Genomic DNA, 21,128 nt, shown 5'->3' with positions numbered 1-21,128 from the left:
AATCCGGGATAGTCCGTATGCCGGCGCCGATGGCGCTGCGTCAGTCTTCCGCCGGGGCGGAGGCGGCCGGGGCGCTCGCGGCGGTGGCTTCCGCCGCGCGGTGCGCCGCCATCAGGCGGCGGTAGCGCAGCGCCGACACCGGCAGTAGCGCTAGATAGATGATCGAGCACACGGAAAGCACGATCCAGGGGTAGCTGGCCAGCAGCGCGAAATAGAGCGCCACGACGATGAACAGGGGCAGCACCATGTCGCGCCGCACGCGCCGGCCGATGGTCTTGCCCGACCAGGCCGGCAGGGTGGAGATCATCAGGAAGCCGATGGCCAGGCAATAGATCAGCGCGATCGGCGCGCTCACCCGGCCATGGGGCAGGCCGATGAGCTCCAGATAGACCGGCAGCAGCACGGTGATGGCCCCGGCCGGAGCGGGAATGCCGGTGAAGAAGTCTCCGGCGAAGGCGGGCTTGTCCGGGTCGTCCAGCATCACGTTGAAGCGGGCGAGGCGCAGCGCTGCGCAGATGGCGTAGATGAGCGCCGCGATCCAGCCGAAGGAGCCAGCCTCGTTGAGGCCCCAGAAATAGAGAATCAGCGCCGGGACGCAGCCGAAGTTCACGAAGTCGGCCAGACTGTCGAGCTCGGCGCCGAAGCGCGACGTGCCCTTCAGCGCCCGGGCGAGCCGCCCGTCGATGCCGTCCAGCAGCGCCGCGAACACGATGGCGGCCAGCGCCAGCTCGATGCGCGACTCGATGGCGAGCCGCACCGCAGTGAGGCCGGAGCACAGCGCCAGCAGCGTCACCAGATTGGGAATCAGCACCCGCACCGGAACCTTGCCCAGGCGGCCGAAGCGCGGGCGTTCCGGATCGAAGCGGGGGAATGGGGGGAAGGGAGGAGCCATCAGCTGACCCGATAGGCGGTCTCACGCGGGGCGGGGGCGGCGAGATCGCAGATGATGGTTTCGCCGGCGGTGGTGATCTGCCCCTCCGCCACCTGCACCTTGGTGCCCTGGGGGAGGTAGATGTCCACCCGCGAGCCGAAGCGGATGAGGCCGAAACGCTCGCCGGAGCCGATCGCTTCCCCCTCCCGCACGAAGCAGACGATGCGCCGCGCGACGAGGCCGGCGATCTGCACCACGCCCACGTCCAGGCTGTCGCCCTGGCCGGTGGTGGTGGCGATGACGAGGCCGTTGCGCTCGTTGTCCTCGCTCGCCTTGTCCAGGTCGGCGTTGAGGAAGATGCCCGGCTTGTAGGCGACACGGCTGATGCGGCCCGTCACCGGCGCCCGGTTCACGTGCACGTTGAACACGTTCATGAAGATGGACACGCGCAGCAGCGGTTCATCCGAGAGGTCCAGTTCGCGCGGCGGCCGGGCAAGGCCCACCTGCGACACCCGCCCGTCGGCCGGCGCCACCACCAGGCCCTCGCGCACCGGCGTCACCCGCGGCGGATCGCGGAAGAACAGAGCGGTCCAGATGGCGAGGCCCACCGCGATCATGCCGAGCATGGTGGACACCGACAGCAGCAGCAGCGCCAGCACCACCGCGATGGCGATGAAGGGATAGCCTTCCCGGTGGATGGGCACCAGCGACTTGCGAATGGTGGCGACGAGGGACAATGGGGCCTCCGAGGCACGCCGCGCCCCCGGTGGGCACGCAGGGCAGAGGTAGAGAGCGCGGGCCTCCGCGTCAAATGGCGCGACGCGGGCTGCGGGTGAAATCGCCGCCGCCGCGTGCCGGCCGTCGGCCCTCAGGCGGGCTGCGCTCCATCCTGCCGCACCTCGGCCACCCGGGCACCGGTGAGGGCGGCGAGCGCGGCGGCGGTGGTGCGGAAAACGTGGGTGGACGAGCCCGCCGCCGCCCAGACCGGGTCGAGGGTGAGCAGGTCGGTGTCCAGCACCACGGTGACGGGGCAGGCATGGCCCACCGGCGCCACCCCGCCCACCGCGAAGCCAGTGGCCTGGGCCACCCATTCCGGGTCCGCCGGCTTCACCGGATGCCCGAGGGCGGCTGCCACCTTCCTGCGGTCGATGCGGTTGCCGCCGGAGGCGATCACCAGCACCACCGCGTCGCCATGGCGGAAGACGATGGACTTGGCGATCTGCGCCACGTCGCAGCCGATGGCCGCCGCCGCGTCGGCGGCGCTGTGCGTGCCCTCCGCGAAGGCGGCGATGCTGTCGTCATGACCCGCCGCCGCCAGGGCGCGGCGCACCCGCTCCACGCCGTCCATGGCCGGGCCTCAGGCGAGGGGTTTGGCGGCGAGGAGCTGGGCGGTGGCATCCGCCAGCGGCAGGCGCCCGACCGCGGCGAGCGGCAGCAGCTTCACCTCGGCCGCGGCGGCGAGGCCGGCAATGTCGAGGGCGACATAGTTCAGCCCGTCATAGGTGCGCACCAGGAAGCGGCTGGCGCCAAGGTCGGTCAGCGAGGTCCAGGAGGTATATTCGGTGGTGGTGTCGGCATTGCCGTCCGGCGCGGCGCCTTCCACCTCCAGGCCGCCGGGCCCGCGCGGATCGATGGTGATGCCCTTGGGCCGATCGAAATTGTTCATGATGTGGGCCAGGGTGGAGAGCGCGGCGTCCGGCGCCGCATGCTCGGCATAGTGCGCATAATAGGCGGCGCGCACGAACCGGCCCACGGCGGTGTTCGAGGCCGGCAGGCCGGCGGTGGCGATGCCCGAATCGGGCTGGCGCACGGTGAGCGATCCGAACGTTCCCTCCGACCGGTCGAGGTTGGTCAGGAACGTATAATTGTTCATGTTGGTGAGGTGCCAGGCGAAGTCCGGCCCGTTGGTCATCACCCCGACCGGGTTGTCGTAGACGCTCTGGCGGCCGTTGGCGAACTCGATCACCACCGACGCGCCGGAACGGTCGTGGACGATGAAATGAAACGGTGTGCGCGCCCCGTGCAGGGCCTCCAGGGCGGACAGCAGGACCGGTTGCTCGGCAAGCGCCGCCTTGGTCTGCGCCGTCGTCTCGAACAGGCCGAGGGTCCAGGCGCCGAGGTCGATGGCGGCGAGCACGGCCCGGGTGGTCCGCAGGCTGGTTCCGGGGCCCTCGGCGCCGGCGAACGCCAGCAGCGAGAAGGTGAGGCCCTTGTCGTTTACCCCCTCCACCACCTTCAGGTCCTCGACGGTGCCGTTGGGCACGGTGATGCCGAGGATGGCGTGGCGGGTCTCGAAGGTCAGCGGCTCGCGTCCGGGAACGGCGGAGGCGATCTTCCGGCCCGCCGGCAGGTAGGAGAGCAGGTAGGGCAACTCCATGGGCAGTTCCAGGGTGCGCCCGGCATAGACCCCGCCCTTGTTGTCGCGATAGAGCAGGGCGGTGCAGGCGATCGAGGCATCGATGCCGCCATGGGACGTGAGCAGCGCCAGCACCACAACGGCGGCGAGCAGCGCCAGCAGCAGCGCCGGCGAACGGAACCTGGCTCCGATCATGGAAGAACGACCTCATATGTTGATGGGCGCACGGCACCCGTCGTGCCTCGATCGGCGGGCACGGGGAGCATCTTCAGCCCCCTGGGCGGCGGGGCTGCGCCCGAGACGGCGTTGAGGCGACACCTCGCGGGGGCTTCCGCGAACCGGCGCCCGCTGTCGATGCTGTAGCGCATTTCGCGCCGGCGCTGAAGCGTGAAATACCTCCCGCGGTCCGGCCCGGTGCCCGCACCCGCGCCCGTCAGGCGCGTGGCGCGAACAGGTTGTGGCCGAGCCGCCGCGCCACGGTCGCCACCGCCACCTGGCCGCGCACGCTGTTGCCGGCCTCGTCCAGGGGCGGGGCGAAGGCGGCGATGGCCATCTCGCCCGGCACCACCGCCAGGATGCCCCCGCCGACCCCGCTCTTGCCGGGCAGGCCCACGGTGTAGGCCCAGTCGCCCGAGGCGGTGTAGAAGCCTTCCATCATCATCTCGGCGAGGATCGGCGGCACGTGCTCGCGGGCGATCACCCGTTCGCCGGTGCGCGGGTTGACGCCGCCGGAGGCCAGCGTCGCTCCCATCACCGCGAGGTCCACGGTGGAGACGAGGGTCGAGCACTGGCGGGTGTAGATGTCCACCGCGCGGATGGGATCGCCGTAGCAGGTGCCGGCGCTGTAGAGCAGCCAGCCGATGGCGCGGTTATGGAAATTGGTGGCCTGCTCGGAGCCGTTCACTGCGGCGCTGAGGGCGACCGGCCGGCCGGCAAAGCGGCTTTGCATGTCGAGGATGGCGGCCCACGCGGCCTCGGCATCGGTGCCCGGCACCAGGCTGGCGGTGGCGATGGCGCCGGCGTTCACCAGGGGCGAGAGCGGCTTGCCCTTGTGCAGCTCCAGCGCCGCCACGGAATTGAACGGCAGGCCGGTGGGGTCGGCGCCCAGCTTCTCGCGCACGGCGGCGGCGCCGATGATCTCCATCACCAGCGCCAGGGTGAACACCTTGGAGAGGGACTCGATGGCGAACGGATGGTCCGCGTCGCCGGCCTTGTGGATCTCGCCCGCTGCGGTCACCACGGCAAGGCCCACCAGATCGGGGGGGACCTCCGCCAGGGCGGGAATATAATCGGCATTCTTGCCGCCACGAGTGGCCCGGGCGGCGGCAAGGCCGGCGGCGAGCGCGGCTTCGATCTCAGTTCCTGGCATGGGAGCCTCCCGGTCCGTCCCGCGCGAATGCGCCCCGAGGGGGGAGCCGGCCGGCCCGGGGGGATCCCGGCCCGGCCGCTGGCTGTTGGTCATGGCGCCCCTGCGGGCAGAGTCACTTCTCGCGCGGCACCAGGATATGGGTGGCGCGGGCGCGCGGGTGGATGGCGAAATGCCCCTCCGGCGCGTTGTGGGACTTGATGTGCACGAGGTCGGCCTGCGGCGTCTTTCCGCGCTTGTCGTGCAGTGCGTAGACGATGAAGGGGATGGTGAGCGCCACGACGAAGCTCACCACCAGCAGGCCGACGTAGATCTCGTCGCCCTCGGCGCCGGGCAGGCCGCTCGGCGGGAAGAAGGAGACGACGAACGCCAGCGCCGAGATCAGGAAACCGGCGCTCGCCACCACCAGCTTGAAGCCGGTGCCGCCGGGAAGCCGGTAGCTGCGCCTCTTGTCCTGCTGCTTCAAGGTGAGGCTCATATAGGCGAGGAACAGCAGGAAATACGTCATCAGGTAGAGCACCACGGTCAGCGCCATGGCGATCAGGAACGACATGTTCCCGCCGGAGGTGTTGGTGAAGACGATCAGCGCCACGGTGGTGATGCAGAGCTGGAAGATCACCAGCGGCACCGGCACGCCGTTCTTGTTCACTTTGGCCGCCACCGCCGGCAGGATGCCGCGCTCGGCGGTGACATACATGCCGCGCGAGGGGCCGACGATCCAGGCGGCGATCTCCGCCAGCACGCCGAGCGCCAGCAGCGCCGCCACCACGCGCACCGCCCACTCAAACCCCGGCCCGTGGCTGGTGATGAGGGCCTGGAAGGTCTGCACCACGCCGGCCGACAGGTTGATCTCGTTGAGCGGCACCACCGACGCCACCGACAGGCCGCCGATGGACGACAGGCAGATGGCCGCGATCATGAGCAGGAACATGGCGAGCGGATAGTCCCGCCCGGGGTTCTTCATCTCGTTCACATGGGTGGCGGAGGCCTCGACGCCCATGTAGCTCAGGATGAAGGCCACGAACACCACCAGCGTCCCGATCTTGGTGAAGTCGGGAAAGAAGGTGGAGGCGTTCATGGCAATCTCCAGCCGGGCGCCGCTGGCCAGGTGCCAGATGGCGAGGATGACCAGCAGCAGCGCCGGCAGCAAAATGCCGGCGAAGAAGCCGATCTTGGCGATCTGCGCGGTGTACTTGGTGCCGCCGAACTGGGTGAAGGCCAGCACCCACAGGATGACGAGGCCGGCGATGGTCTTCACCACCGGGTCGTTGTTCAGCGCCGGCCAGCCGAGGATGTAGGACAGGGCGCCGAGCACGAAATAGAGCATCGGCAGGAAGCCGATGGCGATCTGCAGATAGGTGAAGGAGATGGCGGCGAACCCCCAGCGCTCGCCCAGCGTGTTGGAGACCCAGGCGAACACGCCGCCTTCCTCCCAGCCTTCCACGGTGGCCATTTCCGCCGCGCACAGGGCGACCGGGATGAACCACAGGATGCCGCCGAGCAGCAGGAAGAACACCAGGCTGAAGCCCGAGGTGGCGAAGGTGGGGTATTCGTAGACGGCCATCACCATGGAGGCGGTGATGGCGAAGAAACCCAGCAGCGTAAGTTGCTTTGCAGGCGCGTTCGCGGCGTTGGTCGCCATGATGAGACCCCCCGGGGTGAGGCGTTGCGGATGAGGCGAGGCCGATGAGGGCCGGCCGGTGAAGGGCTGGCCGATGCGGCGCGGCGCCGTGTTGGGGGGCGCGGGGCGCCCTCGGCTGAGGCCGGGGTGCCCGGCGCGGTGGCGGGCCGCCCGCCCCCTCGCGGAGGGCGGGCGGCGCCGGTCAGTTGTGGTTGAAGCCGCTGGCTTCCTCTGAGGTCAGCGGCTTGGTCACCGGGTGCTTCTCGAAATAGTCGAGGGCGCGCTTGATGTCGTCGATCAGCAGGCTGGCGAGGTCGCGGCTCACCCCGTGCCGCACCAGGATGCGCTGGATCACCAGATCCTCGCGGTGGGCGGGCATGGAATAGGCCGGCACCTGCCAGCCGCGCGAGCGCAGCCGGTCGGCGAGGTCGTAGAGGGTGTAGCCGCCGATGCCGCCCTGGTCCTTCAGCTTCCAGCACAGGGCCGGGATGCCGGCCTGGCTGTCACCGCCGAACAGGATCTCGAACGGGCCCAGCGCGGCGATCTCGCGCGAGAGATATTGCGCGGTCTCGTAGCAGGCGTTCTGGATCCGCGCGTAGCCTTCGCGGCCGAGGCGCAGGAAGTTGTAGTATTGGGCGATCACCTGTCCACCGGGGCGCGAGAAGTTCAGCGCGAAGGTGGGCATGTTGCCGCCCAGGTAGTTCACGTTGAAGATCAGCTCTTCCGGCAGGTCGGACGCCTCGCGCCAGATCACCCAGCCCACGCCCAGCGGCGCGAGGCCGAACTTGTGGCCCGACGAATTGATGGACTTCACCCGCGGCAGGCGGAAATCCCAGGCGACGTCGGGCGCGCAGAAGGGGGCGAGGAAGCCGCCGGAGGCGCCGTCCACATGGATCGGGATGTCGAGCCCGGTGTCCTTCTGGAGCTGGTCGAGGGCGTCGTGCACCGCCTTCACCGGCTCGTATTGGCAGGTGAAGGTGACGCCCAGGGTGGGCACCACGCCGATGGTGTTCTCGTCCACCCGCTTCAGCACTTCCTCCGGGTTCATGATGAGCCGGTCGCCCTCGAGCGGGATCTCGCGCAGCTCCACGTCGAAATAGCGGGCGAACTTGTGCCAGCAGATCTGCACCGGGCCGCAGATGAGGTTCGGCTTGTCGGTGGGCTTGCCGGCGGCGGCGCGCTTCTTGCGCCACTGCCACTTCAGCGCCAGCCCGCCCAGCATCGCCGCCTCCGACGAGCCGACGGTGGAGCAGCCGAGCGTGGTCTGCGCGGACGGCGCGTTCCACAGGTCCGCGAGCATGTGCACGCAGCGTTCCTCGATCTCCGCCGTCTGCGGATACTCGTCCTTGTCGATCATGTTCTTGTCGATGGACAAGGCCATGAGGTCCTGGATTTCCTCGTCCACCCAGGTCTGGCAGAAGGTGGCGAGGTTCTGGCGCGAATTGCCGTCCAGCATCAGCTCGTCGCGAACGGCGGTGAAGACGTTGCGCGGCGCCTTTTCCGTCTCCGGGAACTTGTACTTTGGCAACGCGCGATGCAGCTCGCTGGACGAATAGACGTCATCGAGCAGCTCGCGGCGCAGCGCGCTGGTGGAAAGGGTTTGGGAGGGGTCTGATGTCATGGCTCGGCCTCCTCTAGGCTGCTGAAACGCCACGCCGTAGCTTGGGAAAACGTCGGGTCCGGCATGGCGGCGATGAAGGAAACAGATCTCTCACGGCGCCCGTGCGCGCCATCGGGCGAGGTCGGCGGCGAGGACCTCGCCAGCGGCTCGGAGCCGGTCCGGTTGGTTGGTGCAGCGTCCGCGGGTCGGAATTACCACGCGCGCGCGTAGTGGAGCGCTCGTGCCGGGAACGGGCGGCGAAGACTGGACGCGGCGGGCGGGTTTCTCAAGCCGGCACGGGTCCGGTTGCCAATAAGGTCAGTGCCTCTCAGGTTTCGTTCACCCATGCGGTGCTCCCTCCAGGCTTCGAGGTTTTCGTTGTGCTTATTGCCGGGTCCTCTGCGACAGCCGATGCAGGGCAGGTGGTCGCGCAATCCTTTTCGAGCCGCTTCCAGTTACCGATAGTAAGCCGCAGTCGATCCGCGGAAGCAAGCCTGGATCGCCTACTCTCAATGTTTGCAAGAAGAAATATCCTGAATGGGATAGATCCGCGGCGCCTGCGTGCGGCGCAGCCTGGCCGCGCTGCCGCCACCGGTCATCTGGCCCGGACGCGAGAGGCCCCGGACCAGGGGGCCGAGGCGTTGCTGCGGGCGGGGCGTCGCGCGCCGGGGCGCGGCCGTTATCCGCGCGGCAGGTGCTCCGCGCCGATGAGGTGGCGGACGCGGGGCGGGGCCTCGCCCTGGTGGAACCGCGCCACCTCGGCCTGAACATCGGCGTCTGCATGGGAGACGCGGCGGTGCTGGCGCAGGTGCTCGGCCCAGGATTCCACCATGAACCACTCCACCATGAGGCGCGGGTCGGCGGCATCCTCGGTCACGCCCCAGGCATAGGCGCCGTCGCGCCGCCGCGCGGCGGACAGGCGGCGGAGGGCGGCCAGGAAGGCGGGGCGCTCGTCGCCCGCCACCTGATACTCGATGAGGATGAGCACCGGCCCGCGGTCCGTGTCCACCGGCGTGGCGAGCAGCGGTTCCGGCCAGTGCAGGGAGGGCGTGAGGTCGTCGTCGCCGGCCGGCAGCGCCACGCGGTGGAGCAGCAGGCCGGCCACCGCCAGCCCGGCGCCGGCCGCCGCCAGTGTCGCTGCCACGCCGATCTGCTGGGCGACGATGCCCCAGAGGATGCTGCCGCCGGCCATGGTGCCGTTGAACACCGTGAGATAGACCGCCAGCGCCCGCCCGCGCACCCAGTTGGGCAGGATCGCCTGGGCCGTGGCGTTGAGGGTGGTCAGGGCGATGATCCAGGCCGCGCCCAGGGCCAGCAGCACCAGAAGCGCCAGCGGCGGCGGTGGGGCCAGTGCCAGGGCCGCGGTGGCCGCCCCGCTCACCACGGCGGCCGCCAGCAGCAGCCCGTCGGCATTCAGTCGCGCCCGCAGGGGCGGCAGCAGCAGGGCGCCGACGATGGCGCCGGCGCCCACCGCGCCCAGCAGCAGCCCGTAATAGGCGGCATCGCCCTTGAGCAGCTGGCGCGCGACCAGCGGCAGCAGCGCCCACACCGAGCTGGCGAAGGCGAAGAAGAACACCGCCCGCAGCAGCACCAGATGCAGCTCGCGGCTGGCTCGCGCATAGCGCAGCCCCGCCCGGAACGCGCCGGAGAAGCGCTCCGACAGCTCGTCCTCGGCGCTGGGCGCCCGGCGCCACCACCACAGGGCGGCGATGACGACGATATAGCTCGCCACGTCCGCCCCATAGGTGACGGCGGCGCCGAAGGCGGCCAGCAGCAGGCCGCCCACCGCCGGGCCGATGGAGCGGGCGATGTTGATGCCCAGGGAGTTGAGCGCCACCGCGCTGCGCAGCTCCGCGCGCGGCACCAGTTCCGGCACGATGGATTGCCAGGTTGGCGCCATCAGCGCCGCCCCCACGCCGCCCAGGAAGGTGAGGGCGATGAGCGACCACACCGTGATGAGCCCGGTGTGGGCGAGGATCGCCAGCGACAGGCTGACGCCGCCCAGGGCGAGCTGGATGAGGATGAGGAAGCGCCGCCGGTCGAGGATGTCGGACAAAACCCCGGCCGGGATGGCGAGCAGGAACACTGGCAGCATGGCCGCCGCCTGGATCGCCGCCACCGCCGCTGGCGAGGCCGACAGGTCGGTGACCAGCCAGGCGCTGGCGACATCGCGCATGAAGCTGCCGGTATTGCCGAGGATGGTGGCGCCCCACAGCACCAGGAACACGGTGCGGCGCAACGGCGCGAAGGCGCCGGCGGGCGCGTGTTCTGGGGCGGGGGTGGCGGGTGCGTCGCTCACGGGGGGCTCCCCTTGGTGCCGTGGGTCAGGTCGAACCACGCCACGAGCACGAACGCGCCGCACAGGCCCAGGTGCTCGAAGAAGGCGTTGGCGGCCATCATCCGCTCCGCGCCAGCGAGGGTCCAGAAGCGATTGGCCAGCAGCGTGGCGGCCAGGGTGAAGGCGGCCAGCGCCAGCGCCGCGGCCCAGCGCCAGACCCCGGCGAGAAGGAGCGCCGGGGCACCGAGTTCCAGGCCGATCACCGCCAGCGCCAGGGGGGCGGCGGGGGCCAGGCCGAAATGGGCCATCTCCGCCACCGCGCCGGGAAAATCCAGCGCCTTGACGAGGCCGCCCTGGATATAGGCGCCGGTAAGGGCCAGCAGGGCCAGGGCGCGCACCGGCGCGGGGGCGAGGAGACGCCGCGCCCGTGGCGCGGGGCCGGGGGTGGGGTGGGCCGCCATGGGGCGTCAGAACGCCCAGCAGGCGCAGCCCAGCGCCCCGAAGAAGGAGCGGGCATCGCTGACCGGCAGGCCGGCGCTCCAGGCCTGGGCATGGGCGTGGCCATGCACGGTGCAGGCATTGGCGCAGCCGCAGGCGCTGAAGGCAAGGCGCGTCTGCCCCGCCGGGCGCGGCTGGTAGCCGCCGAAGGTGCGCGTGGGCGCCCAGTCGGGCATGGCCGGCGGCAGCTCCGGGGCCAGCGTCCGGAAGTCGCCGGCCCCGTGCACGGGGCGTCCGCCGAGCAGGGTGAGCACGGCGGTGATGTCCTGGATCGCGTCCTCGGGAACCGCGAAATAGTCGTCGGAGAGCACCACCAGGTCGGCGAGCTGGCCGGCCTGGATCTGCCCTTTCTTGCCGGTCTCGGTGGAGAACCAGGTGTTGGCCTCGGTCCACAGCCGCAACGCGTCCTCGCGGCTGACGCGGTTTGCATGCGGGTAGAGGGCGAGGCCGCCGACGGTGCGGCCGGTGACCAGCCAGGAGAGCGAGACCCAGGGATTGTAGGAGGCGACGCGGGTGGCGTCGGTGCCGGCGCCCACGTTCAGCCCGGCGGCCAGCATGCGGCGAATGGGCGGGGTGTGCTCGGCGGCGCGGGTGCCGTAGCGCTCCACGAAATACTCCCCCTGGTAGGCCATGCGGTGCTGCACCGCGATGCCGCCGCCCAGCGCCGCCACCCGGTCGATGTTGCGCGGTGTGATGGTCTCGGCATGGTCGAAGAACCAGTTGAGGCCGGTGAGCGGCACATCGGCGTTCACCTTTTCGAACACGTCGAGGGCGCGGGAAATGGTCTCGTCATAGGTGGCGTGCAGGCGGAACGGCCAGCGCTGCTCGGCCAGCAGCCGCACCACCGGTTCCAGGTCGCCCTCCATGCCCGGCGCCAGGTCGGGGCGGGCCTGCTGGAAGTCCTCGAAGTCGGCGGCGGAATAGACCAGCATCTCGCCGGCGCCGTTGTGCCGGTAGAGGTCGTCGCCGGCGCCTGGCGTCACGCTCCTGGCCCAGCCGGCGAAGTCGGCCAGCTCGCCCTTCGGCTTCTGGGTGAAGAGATTGTAGGCGATGCGCACGGTCAGGTGCCCCTCGCGGTGCAGCTCCTCGATGATGGCATAGTCGTCCGGATAGTTCTGGAAGCCGCCGCCGGCGTCGATGACGGAGGTGACGCCCAGCCGGTTCACCTCGCGCATGAAATGGCGGGTGGAGTTTTTCTGGTAGTCCGGCGGCAGCTTCGGTCCCTTGGCCAGGGTGGCGTAGAGAATGGTGGCGTTGGGCTGGGCGATGAGCAGGCCGGTGGGGTTGCCGGCGCCGTCGCGGACGATCTCGCCGCCGGGCGGGTTCGGCGTGTCGCGGGTGTAGCCCACCGCGCGCAAGGCGGCGGCGTTGAGCAGGGCGCGGTCGTAGAGGTGCAGGATGAAGACCGGCGTGTCCGGCGCGACCGCGTTGAGCTCCTCCAGGGTCGGCAGGCGCTTTTCGGCGAACTGGTGAGCGGTGAAGCCGCCCACCACCCGCACCCATTGCGGCGCCGGGGTGGCGTCCACCTGCGCCTTCAGCATCTCCATGGCGTGGCTGAGCGAGCGCACCCCGTCCCAGCGCAGCTCCATGTTGTAGTTCAGCCCGCCCCGGATGATGTGCATGTGGCTGTCGATGAGGCCGGGAATGACCCGGCGCCCGCCGGCGTCGACCATGGCGGTGTCCGGCCCGGCGTGGCGCAGGGCGTCGGCGGTGGCGCCGGCGAACAGGATGCGCCCGTCCTTCACCGCCACCGCCTCCGCCTGCGGGTTGGCGCGGTCGAGGGTGGTCACCTGGCCGTTGATGAGGATGAGGTCGGCGGTCGCGGCGGGGGCTTCGGTCATGGCGGGGCCTTCGGGCGTCTTCGGGCGAGGGTCAGGAGCGGGCGGGGGCGTCCGGCGGCGGCGCCGTGGGCGGCTCCGGCGCGCGGGCCGTGGCCTGCCGGCCGGGGAGCTGGCCGAGCACGTGGTCGCTGCAGTCGGCGAGGCCGATGGCGGCGCGCAGGCCGTCGCCCTGGAGCAGGTGGCGGGCCACCGGCACCACCTGCTCGCCGATGAGGATGCCGAACAGGCCCACCAGCGCCACCACCGGTGGCGCCGGCGAACGCACGTTGATGAGGCTGTAGACGATGCCGACCAGCAGGCCGGCGCCCAGCGAGGCGAGGTAGAGCTTCATGCCAGCGGTGCCTTGAGCGGGAGGCGGCGCCGGCGCGGTGCCGGCGCCGGAGGGGGTCACGCCTTCACGAAGGCGAGCAGGTCGGCGTTGATGACGTCGGCCTGGGTGGTGGCCATGCCGTGGGGATAGCCGGGATAGACCTTCAGCGTGCCGTGCTTCAGCAGCTTCACCGACAGCAGCGCGGAATCGGCGATCGGCACGATCTGGTCGTCGTCGCCGTGCATCACCAGGGTGGGCACGGTGATGGCCTTGAGGTCGTCGGTGAAGTCGGTCTCGGAGAACGCCTTGATGCCGTCATAATGGGCCTTGGCGCCGCCCTGCATGCCCTGCCGCCACCAGTTCTCGATGACACCCTGGCTGGCGGTCGCGCCGGGCCGGTTGAAGCCGTAGAAGGGGCCGGTGGGCACGTCGAGGAAGAATTGCGCGCGGTTGGCGGCGAGCGCGGCGCGGAAGCCGTCGAACACCTCGATGGGCAGGCCGCCGGGGTTGGCCGGCGTCTTCAGCATGATCGGCGGCACGGCGCCGATGAGCACCGCCTTCGCCACCCGGCCCTGGGGCTGGCCGTGGCGCGCCACGTAGCGGGCCACCTCGCCGCCGCCGGTGGAATGGCCGATGTGCACGGCGTTGCGAAGGTCCAGATGCTCGGCCACGGCGGCGGCGTCGGCGGCGTAGTGGTCCATGTCGTGGCCGTCGCCCACCTGGGTGGAGCGGCCGTGGCCGCGCCGGTCATGGGCCACCACGCGATAGCCGTTCAGCACGAAGAACAGCAGCTGGGCGTCCCAGTCGTCGGAGGAGAGCGGCCAGCCGTGGTGGAACACGATGGGCTGGGCCTCCCTCGGGCCCCAGTCCTTGTAGAAGATCTCGACGCCGTCCCGGGTGGTGACGCTCGGCATGGTGGGGGCTCCCTTGGCTGTGGTGGGGGATGTGGTGGCGGGGGCTGTGGCGGCCTGCGCGGGGTCAGGCGATCCGAGGGCGGCGGCGAGCGCCGCCCCGGCACCGAGGCCGAGCACCGCCCGGCGGGTCGGCGCGACCGACTCGCCGGGGCCGGGTGCCGGATGCGGTTCGGGCGTGGGCATCGGCGTTGCCTCAGTGGCCTTCGGAGGCGCCGAACATGGTCTTGGCGTAGATGATGCCGAGGCCGTAGGCGCCGCCGTAGGCCTTCGCCACGCCGGTGGTGAAGTCATAGGTTTCGGTGCGGGCCCAGTCGCGCTGCAGCTCCAGCAGGTACTGAAGCGAGGTGATGGGCCGGGCGCCGGCCTGGACCATGCGGTCCATGGCGCGGTCGTGGGCCTCCTGGGAGACGTCGCCGCACGCGTCGGCGATCACATACACCTCGAACCCCTGATCGATGGCCGACAGCGCCGGGCCGACGATGCAGACCCCGGTCCACAGCCCGGCCAGGACGATGCGGGGCTTGCCGATCTCGTTCACCTTCGCAATGACGGCGGCATCCTCCCAGGTGTTCATGGAGGTGCGGTCGAGCAGCGGCTGGCCCGGGAAGGCGGCGGTGATCTCGGCGAACATGGGGCCGGAGAAGCTCTTCTCGGCCACCGTGGTGAGGATGGTGGGCACGCCGAACCCGGCGGCGGCGTGGGCCACCAGGGCGGCATTGTTGCGCAGGTTCACGGCATCGATGGACTTGGTCGCGAACGACATCTGCGACTGGAAGTCGATCAGGATCAGGGTGTGGTCCTTGGGGGTCAGCAACAGGGCGCCGGGGGCAGCGACGGCGTGGGGCAAGGCAAGTCTCCTGTGGGTGAAGGCGTGAACTGGGGTCGGCGCGGGCGCCGGCTCGGGGGGCGCGGGCCGCGCCGGTGGTGCGGCACGGTGGCAGCTCTTTCCGCTGGGTGCGCGTCGAGAGGCGCACCGGCGGGCGTGTGAAAGGGTCAGCGGCCGGGCCCAGCGGCAGCGCGGGTGGGGGCTGTGTCGGGCTCGGGCGTCGCAGCGGCGGTTGCACAGCCGCCGGTTTGCCGCCTGAACGCGGTCATGTGGGAATGGGTTCCATAGGCGCTGGGCCGGGCCTTCCGGGCCGCGTGGATGAGGCCGCCCACGGGCAGCGCGGGGGTGGGTCCAAGGGGACGGTCATGGCTGTGAGCACCGGCGGTCCTTGTGTCGCGCCGGCACTATCGCGCCGCACCCGCGTCGGCGTCTTGCACGAAAGGCAGAGCTTTTGGACGATCGGAGCCGGGTCCCGCGCCCAGGTGTCCCGCGCCCAGGTGTCCCCGCGCCTGCGGCCGCGCACGGGACGGGAGCGCGCGGGTCGCCGCCGGCAGGGGCATGTCCGGAGATGGGGGGGATGGCGGGCGCGCCGCCACCGGCGTGGACCCGCCGCGCGCGGCGGGCCCTGGGGGCTACGCCCGCCGGCGCCAGGCGCCGGGCGTGGCGCCGGTGATCTTGGTGAACAGGCGCGTCATGTGGCTCTGGTCGGAAAAGCCGCAGCTCACGGCCACATCGGCGAGGGAGAGATCGGTTTGCACCAGGAGATCGCGCGCGCGGGCCACCCGCTGGCGCAGCAGCCAATGATAGGGGGTGACGCCGGTGGCGGCGCGGAAGCCGCGGATGAAATGGCTGCGCGACACGCCGCAGGCGGAGGCGATGTCGCCGATCAGGATCTGGCCATCCAGGCTGGCGGCCAACATTTCCTTGGCGCGGGCAAGGTCTTCGCGCGCGAGGCCCCGGCTGCGCGGCGCGCGCGCCGTGGCGCCATGATAGCGCTGCGCGAGATGGGTGCGCATGGCGCTCACCACCTGGTCCACGAACAACGGCGTGGCCTGCCCCGGCGTGGCAAGGCTCGGCAGCAGCGCCTGCGCCAGGCTGCCGAGCACCTCATCGTTCTGTCCCGGTGCGCAGTAAAGCGCCTCGGTGGAGGGCAGCTCCAGTTCCGCCAGCGTGCCCTGCAGCGCTTCCGGCGTGAGCTCGAGCAGGCAGAAGTCGAAGCCGGTCTCGATGTCGGCGCGGTAGCGGTCGGAAAAGGGGCGGATGTAGCAGCTGCCGGGGGCAAAGTGGCACAGGGTGGAGCGGCCGCCATTCATCACCCGCCGCTGATGACCGGCGGACAGGGAGATGCCCACCAGCAGGCCGCGCCCGCTCGGCGGCGTTTCCACCGGCCGCGGCCCGGTGGTGGCCAGCGTCTTGCGATAGACCACATAGCCCGGCCCGCTGACCTCCTGGTGACGCTCAAGGGCATCGAGCGTGCACCCGAGGCTGTCCCGGGGCGTGGGCGGGGTGAGCGCGTCCTGCGTCGCCGTCATCGTGGTCTCCGCCCTTTTCCGGCGGCCGGCACCACCGCGTACGCGCCCGGCGCCGGAGCCGCCCCCGCCCGCCGCGCGAGACGCTGCCACACCGAACCGGAGGCGCCCAATCCTGCGCACGCTCCGGGCCGGCCAGGATCGATCCCGGCCAGCATGCGCGGGTGCCATGTCATGTCAATAAAAACAGTGGTCTGATCGGCCTGAGCGGCGGTGTCCCGGGCCCGCCCGCCCACGCGGGCTTCGCGCTCCGCCGTCCCGCGGCATGGGGGGCGCGGCCCGCCCTCGGCGTCGGGGCGCGCCGCCGTCAGTCGCCGGTGATCATCACTTCCGGGACCTCGTTGGGGTCCTCGATGTCCATGCCGTCTTCCTCGGCCAGGGCGACGTCCACCAGGCAGACGTCGCCGTCGTCGATAACCAGCGCGATGGGCGTCAGTGCCTGGCCCTGGCACGGGCCGTCGAGGCACTGCCCGCTGGCGAGATCGAACGTCGCGCCGTGCCGGCCGCAGGCGAGGACGGCACCGTCCTTGTCCAGGAATTCCCCGGGGACGGTGTCCAGGCGCGTGCCCTGGTGCGGGCAGGCATTTTCGAAGCCGTGGAAGCTGTCGCCGGTGCGGGTGATGAGGATGGGCCAGGGCCGGCTGCTGCCATCGGCCTCCAGCCGGGCGAGCACGAAGCCCCGCGCGTCTCCCCGGTCGATTTCGTACGTGGCGCAGACCGCGAACAGCTCAGCCATGACATGTGCCCTCCCAGACAGGCAGCCCCTTCCCAAAGGTGGGACGCGGGCTGTCCCCGCCGGCATGCAGGAAACGGGCCTCTCCGGGCCTCGCAGAGCCGAGGCCGGGGGCGATGGCGGCACCGCGCCCGGCGCCGGCCGCCGGACCGCAGAGCGGGGGCGAGTGGTGAGCGGGGGCGCCCGCTGTGTCCCCGGCGTGTGGGTCTTCACGGCGTGGCGCCCCCGCGGGGGGCGCCGGGTGCCTCAGTCCACGTCCTCCACCTGGTCCGGTCCCCCGCCATAGGCGCGCTGCGCCAAGGCGGCCTGCATGAACGGATCGAGATCGCCGTCGAGCACCTCCTGCGGCGTGCCGGAGGTGACGCCGGTGCGCAGGTCCTTCACCAGCTGGTAGGGCTGGAGCACGTAGGAGCGGATCTGGTGGCCCCAGCCGATGTCGGTCTTGGCCGCCTGCTCGGCCATGGCCTCGGCCTCGCGCTTCTTCAGCTCCAGGTCGTAGAGCTTGGCGCGCAGCATGTTCCAGGCGGTGGCCCGGTTCTTGTGCTGGGAGCGGTCGCCCTCGCTCACCACGGCGATGCCGGTGGGAATGTGGGTGAGGCGCACGGCTGATTCGGTCTTGTTCACATGCTGGCCGCCGGCGCCGCCGGAACGCATGGTGTCCACCCGCACGTCCGCTTCCTTGATGTCCACCACGATGCGGTCGTCCACCACCGGATAGACGTCCACCGAGGCGAACGAGGTCTGGCGGCGGGCGTTGGAATCGAACGGCGAGATGCGCACCAGGCGGTGCACGCCGGCCTCGGTCTTCAGCCAGCCATAGGCATTGTGGCCCTTCACCTGGATGGTGGCGGACTTGAGGCCGGCCTGCTCGCCCTGGGATTCGTCCATCAGCTCCACCTTGAAGCCATGGCGCTCGCACCAGCGGCGGTACATGCGCAGCAGCATTTCCGCCCAGTCCTGGCTGTCGGTGCCGCCGGCGCCGGCGTGGACTTCCAGGTAGGTGTCGTTGGAATCGGCCTCGCCCGAGAGCAGGGCCTCCAGCTCCCGGCGCGCGAGTTCCGCCTTCAGCCCGTCGAGAGCACCGGCGGCCTCCGCGATCACCCCCTCGTCGGCCTCGGCCTCGCCCAGCTCGATGAGCTCGATATTGTCGGCCAGGTCACGCTCTACCCGGTCGATGGCGCTAAGGCCGTCCTCCAGGGTGGTGCGCTCCTGCATGATCTTCTGGGCGCGCTCCGGCTCGTTCCACAAGCTGGGGTCCTCGACGATGGCGTTCAGCTCCGCCAGGCGGCGGCGCGAGCGGTCCACGTCGAGATGTGAGCGCAACAGGTCCAGAGATTGTTTGATCTCGTCGACTTTCGCGGCGAGTTCCGCGCGCATGGCTTCATGGTCTCCGGATAGGGCCGCGGAAAATAGCGGCCGGGCGCGCAGGTGTAAACGCCCGTTCGCCGGCTCCGGGCCGCGAAGCCGTCGGCGGGTCCCGTCGGCGTCGCGCGGCGGATGACAGGCGCGGGGGCCAGACAACCGGGCGGGGTGGGGTGGGGGCCCGTCGGTCAGCGGGCAAAGGAACGTTTGCTCCGCGCCAGGAGGGGGCGGGCCCGTGGCTCGGGGAAGGGGTCACGCCGGCGCGCGCCAGGGTCTCGTGGTGGAGCGCGAGGTCAGGCGCTGCCGACGGCGATGGCGCAGCCGCCCTGCAGGCGGGCGGCATACCAAGCCTCGAAATCCTCGCAGGCCAGCGGGCGGGCGAACAGGTAGCCCTGGGCCGCGTGGCAGTTCAGCTCGCGCAGCAGTGCCATCTGGGCCTCGGTCTCCACGCCTTCGGCCACCACCGTCATGCCCAGGCTCTGGCCGATGCGCACGACGGCCGTGGCGAGCGCCTGCGCGTTCTGGTCCTGCTCCAGGCTCATCATGAAGGAGCGGTCGATCTTGAGCTCGGCGATGGGCAGCCGGGCCAGCGACGACAGGCTGGAATAGCCGGTGCCGAAATCATCCATGGCGATCCGCACCCCCAGCGCCTCAATGGCGCGGGCGGTGGCCAGGGAATTCGGGTGCTGGTCCATCATCACCCGCTCGGTGATCTCCACCCGCAGGTCGTCGGGCTGGATGTTGTACCGCCGAAGGCCGGCGGCGATCACGTCCACGATGGTTCCGCTGCGGAAGCTGAGGGGGGACAGATTCACCGAGATGTGCGGCACCGGCAGGCCCTCGGCGCGCCACTTGGCGATCTGCGCGCACGCGGTTTCCACGCCCCATTCGTCGATGCCGTCGACCAGCCCGTATTCCTCGGCCAGGGCGATGAAGCGCGGCGCCGGCACGTCGCCATGGATGGGGTCGTGCCAGCGGCTGAGCGCTTCAACGCCGTGCAGCGAGCCGTCGGCGATGCACACCTGGGGCTGGAAATACTGCTTCAACGCCTTGTTCTGGATCGCCTTGCGCAAGGCCACCGACAACACCAGGCGGTTCTGGACCCGCTGGTTGAGATCCTCGGTGAAGAAGCGGAACTTGCCACGGCCTTCGCGCTTGGCTTCGTACATGGCGGCGTCGGCATATTTCAGCAGGGTCTCGGCATCGCGCCCGTGGTCCGGGAACAATGTGATGCCGATGCTCACCGACATGGCGAGGTTCAGCCCCTCGATGTTCACCGGCATGGCGAGATATTCGAGCAGCCGGGCCGAGATGCGGGCGGCCTCGTCGCCCCGGCAATTGTGGATGAGGATTACGAATTCGTCGCCGCCGATGCGTCCCACCACGTCGCCGGTGCGCAACTGCGCCTTCAGCCGCCGGGCGATCTCCACCAGCAACCGGTCGCCGGTGGAATGGCCGAGGGTATCGTTGACGTCCTTGAAGTGGTCGAGATCAAGGAACAGCAGCGCCAAGGGCAGCTTCAGCGCATCGGCGCGCAGCAGCTCGTCCCCCATCAGGTGCAGGATCTCGGTGCGGTTCGGCAGGCCGGTCAGGGTGTCGATGGAGGCGAGCCGGGCGATGTGGCGCTTCGATTCCTGACGCTCCATGGCGAGCGCGCACAAATGAATGCAGGCGTTGACGATCTGCTCGTGCCACGCCGACGGGTTGCGGCGGTCGGTGAAGTAGAAGGCGAAGGTGCCTGCCACCTTGCCGGAGCGCAGCTTGATCGGAACCGACCAGCAGGCCTGCAGGAGCGGCGGCAGCGGCAGCCAGCGGAAATCGTCCCACAGCGGGCTGGTGGCGATGTCCTCCACCAGCACCGGCTCGCCCAGGAAGGCGGCGGTGCCGCAACTGCCGGCGCCGGGGCCGATGGCGATGCCCTCCACCGCGGCGCTGAAGCTCTGGGGCAGGCTGGGGCCGGCGATGGGCTGCAGCAGTCCTTCGTCGGTCACCGCGATGATGGAACTCATCACGCCCGGCGCGATGGCCTCCACCTTGCGGCAGATCAGGTCCGCCACGTCGGTCATGGGTTCGTCGGAAACCACCGCCGCGAGCACGTCGCGCTGCAGTTCCTCGATCTGCTTGATCTGCGTGATATCGGCCAGGACGGCGACGATGTTCGAGATCTCGCCCGTCGTGCTGTCGACCACACGATTGAAGGTCGCGGACACCCAGACGCCCCTTCCTGAGCTGTTGGTGAGCAGGATCTCTTCGGTGATGCCGGGAAACTGCTGCAGCCGGTCGAGGAGGTGGTCCGTCAAGTCCTTGCTGGCGGGGGCGCCGGCCAGAACGTCGAAGGGCCGCTGCCCCACCATCTCTGCGGTAGCATAGCCGAATATCTCCGTAAACGCATGGTTAATGTAAACGGCTTGCGATTGACCGTTCATGACCATGACGACCCGTCCGGTCGTTTCGGCGACCAGGGAGAGAATCCGCATCTGCTCGCGGCGGCGTACGTCGGCGGTGATGTCGCGCACAAAGGCGGCGTAGAAGGACTTTCCGTCGAGCTTGGCGTGGGACAGGGCAAGCTGGCCCCAGGCCTGGGCCCCGTCCGCCCGCTCGATGGGGACGTCGCGGGTGGTGCCGACGATCCGGTCGATGCCCGAGCGGCGATGGGCGTCGACCAGGGAATCGTGCTGGTCGCGCCACCGCACGGGAACCAGGAACGACACATTGCGCCCCAGCACTGCCTCACGCGGCCATCCCCACAGGCGCTCGGCGGCATCGTTGTAGAAGATGACGTCGTTCTTGTCGTCGATGAAGACCACCGCGTCCAGGCATTTGCTCAACGCCAGCGTGTTGAGATCCCCGAACACGCTCTCACTCATCACGCCCGCCCCATGTCGTTCCCGCCGCCTGACCGGGGGAACGTGCGCGTCCCGCCCGTGCGATTGAGCTGCGCGTTTTGATCCTGCAGGCCGCCATAATACCGCCAAGCTTAAACGATGCCCTGCGATGCTACAACACGGCGGCCCCGCGCGTCG

General features: G+C 70.3%; 17 protein-coding genes. All 17 read right to left on the bottom strand.

The window, feature by feature from the left end; all coding sequences use genetic code 11:
• Positions 1 to 40: 40 nt before the first annotated feature.
• Positions 41 to 892, bottom strand: coding sequence for a CDP-diacylglycerol--serine O-phosphatidyltransferase (pssA, locus tag V5F53_RS10625; RefSeq protein ID WP_393996405.1), 852 nt, complete (start codon positions 890 to 892; stop codon positions 41 to 43).
• Positions 892 to 1,608 carry a phosphatidylserine decarboxylase gene (locus V5F53_RS10620; RefSeq protein ID WP_393996404.1) on the bottom strand — a complete coding sequence of 239 codons (717 nt, stop codon included), beginning with the start codon at positions 1,606 to 1,608 and terminating at the stop codon, positions 892 to 894. The genes pssA and V5F53_RS10620 overlap by 1 nt, the downstream gene beginning before the upstream one ends.
• Before the next feature lie 131 nt (positions 1,609 to 1,739).
• Positions 1,740 to 2,219 (bottom strand): YbaK/EbsC family protein, encoded by a 480-nt coding sequence (locus tag V5F53_RS10615; protein ID WP_393996403.1) that lies wholly within the window; start codon positions 2,217 to 2,219, stop codon positions 1,740 to 1,742.
• 9 nt (positions 2,220 to 2,228) lie between these two features.
• Complete coding sequence (locus tag V5F53_RS10610) at positions 2,229 to 3,422, bottom strand: linear amide C-N hydrolase (protein WP_393996402.1); 1,194 nt, start codon at positions 3,420 to 3,422, stop codon at positions 2,229 to 2,231.
• A gap of 238 nt (positions 3,423 to 3,660) precedes the next feature.
• Complete coding sequence (gene glsA / locus V5F53_RS10605) at positions 3,661 to 4,596, bottom strand: glutaminase A (protein ID WP_393996401.1); 936 nt, start codon at positions 4,594 to 4,596, stop codon at positions 3,661 to 3,663.
• Positions 4,597 to 4,708: 112 nt separating this feature from the next.
• The gene (gadC, locus tag V5F53_RS10600; protein WP_393996400.1) at positions 4,709 to 6,235 is read right to left on the bottom strand and encodes a glutamate/gamma-aminobutyrate antiporter; all 1,527 of its coding nucleotides are present in this window, start codon (positions 6,233 to 6,235) and stop codon (positions 4,709 to 4,711) included.
• A gap of 181 nt (positions 6,236 to 6,416) precedes the next feature.
• Positions 6,417 to 7,835, bottom strand: a complete 1,419-nt coding sequence (gene gad / locus V5F53_RS10595) for a glutamate decarboxylase (RefSeq protein ID WP_393996399.1) — start codon at positions 7,833 to 7,835, stop codon at positions 6,417 to 6,419.
• A 658-nt stretch (positions 7,836 to 8,493) separates the two neighbouring features.
• Entirely contained in the window at positions 8,494 to 10,113 is a 1,620-nt protein-coding gene (locus V5F53_RS10590) for an MFS transporter (protein WP_393996398.1), read from the bottom strand.
• The gene (locus tag V5F53_RS10585) at positions 10,110 to 10,553 is read right to left on the bottom strand and encodes a DoxX family membrane protein (protein WP_393996397.1); all 444 of its coding nucleotides are present in this window, start codon (positions 10,551 to 10,553) and stop codon (positions 10,110 to 10,112) included. Before V5F53_RS10585 ends, V5F53_RS10590 begins: the two co-directional genes overlap by 4 nt.
• Positions 10,554 to 10,559: 6 nt before the next feature.
• A complete protein-coding gene (locus V5F53_RS10580; RefSeq protein ID WP_393996396.1) occupies positions 10,560 to 12,431 on the bottom strand; it encodes an amidohydrolase in 1,872 nt (623 codons plus the stop codon).
• 31 nt (positions 12,432 to 12,462) lie between these two features.
• Positions 12,463 to 12,762, bottom strand: a complete 300-nt coding sequence (locus V5F53_RS10575) for a XapX domain-containing protein (RefSeq protein WP_393996395.1) — start codon at positions 12,760 to 12,762, stop codon at positions 12,463 to 12,465.
• 56 nt (positions 12,763 to 12,818) lie between these two features.
• Complete coding sequence (locus V5F53_RS10570; RefSeq protein ID WP_393996394.1) at positions 12,819 to 13,838, bottom strand: alpha/beta fold hydrolase; 1,020 nt, start codon at positions 13,836 to 13,838, stop codon at positions 12,819 to 12,821.
• A gap of 10 nt (positions 13,839 to 13,848) precedes the next feature.
• The gene (locus V5F53_RS10565; RefSeq protein WP_393996393.1) at positions 13,849 to 14,502 is read right to left on the bottom strand and encodes a hydrolase; all 654 of its coding nucleotides are present in this window, start codon (positions 14,500 to 14,502) and stop codon (positions 13,849 to 13,851) included.
• A 611-nt stretch (positions 14,503 to 15,113) separates the two neighbouring features.
• Positions 15,114 to 16,013 (bottom strand): helix-turn-helix domain-containing protein, encoded by a 900-nt coding sequence (locus tag V5F53_RS10560; protein ID WP_393996392.1) that lies wholly within the window; start codon positions 16,011 to 16,013, stop codon positions 15,114 to 15,116.
• A gap of 304 nt (positions 16,014 to 16,317) precedes the next feature.
• Entirely contained in the window at positions 16,318 to 16,746 is a 429-nt protein-coding gene (locus tag V5F53_RS10555) for a Rieske (2Fe-2S) protein (RefSeq protein WP_393996391.1), read from the bottom strand.
• Positions 16,747 to 16,989: 243 nt separating this feature from the next.
• Complete coding sequence (prfB, locus tag V5F53_RS10550; protein ID WP_393996390.1) at positions 16,990 to 18,120, bottom strand: peptide chain release factor 2; 1,131 nt, start codon at positions 18,118 to 18,120, stop codon at positions 16,990 to 16,992.
• 278 nt (positions 18,121 to 18,398) lie between these two features.
• The gene (locus tag V5F53_RS10545) at positions 18,399 to 20,972 is read right to left on the bottom strand and encodes an EAL domain-containing protein (protein WP_393996389.1); all 2,574 of its coding nucleotides are present in this window, start codon (positions 20,970 to 20,972) and stop codon (positions 18,399 to 18,401) included.
• Positions 20,973 to 21,128 lie beyond the last annotated feature (156 nt).

The sequence above is a fragment of the Xanthobacter cornucopiae genome (assembly GCF_043195065.2).
Lineage (GTDB): Bacteria > Pseudomonadota > Alphaproteobacteria > Rhizobiales > Xanthobacteraceae > Xanthobacter.
Note: the sequence above shows the minus strand (reverse complement) of the source record. Positions and strands in the feature narration are given on the sequence as shown.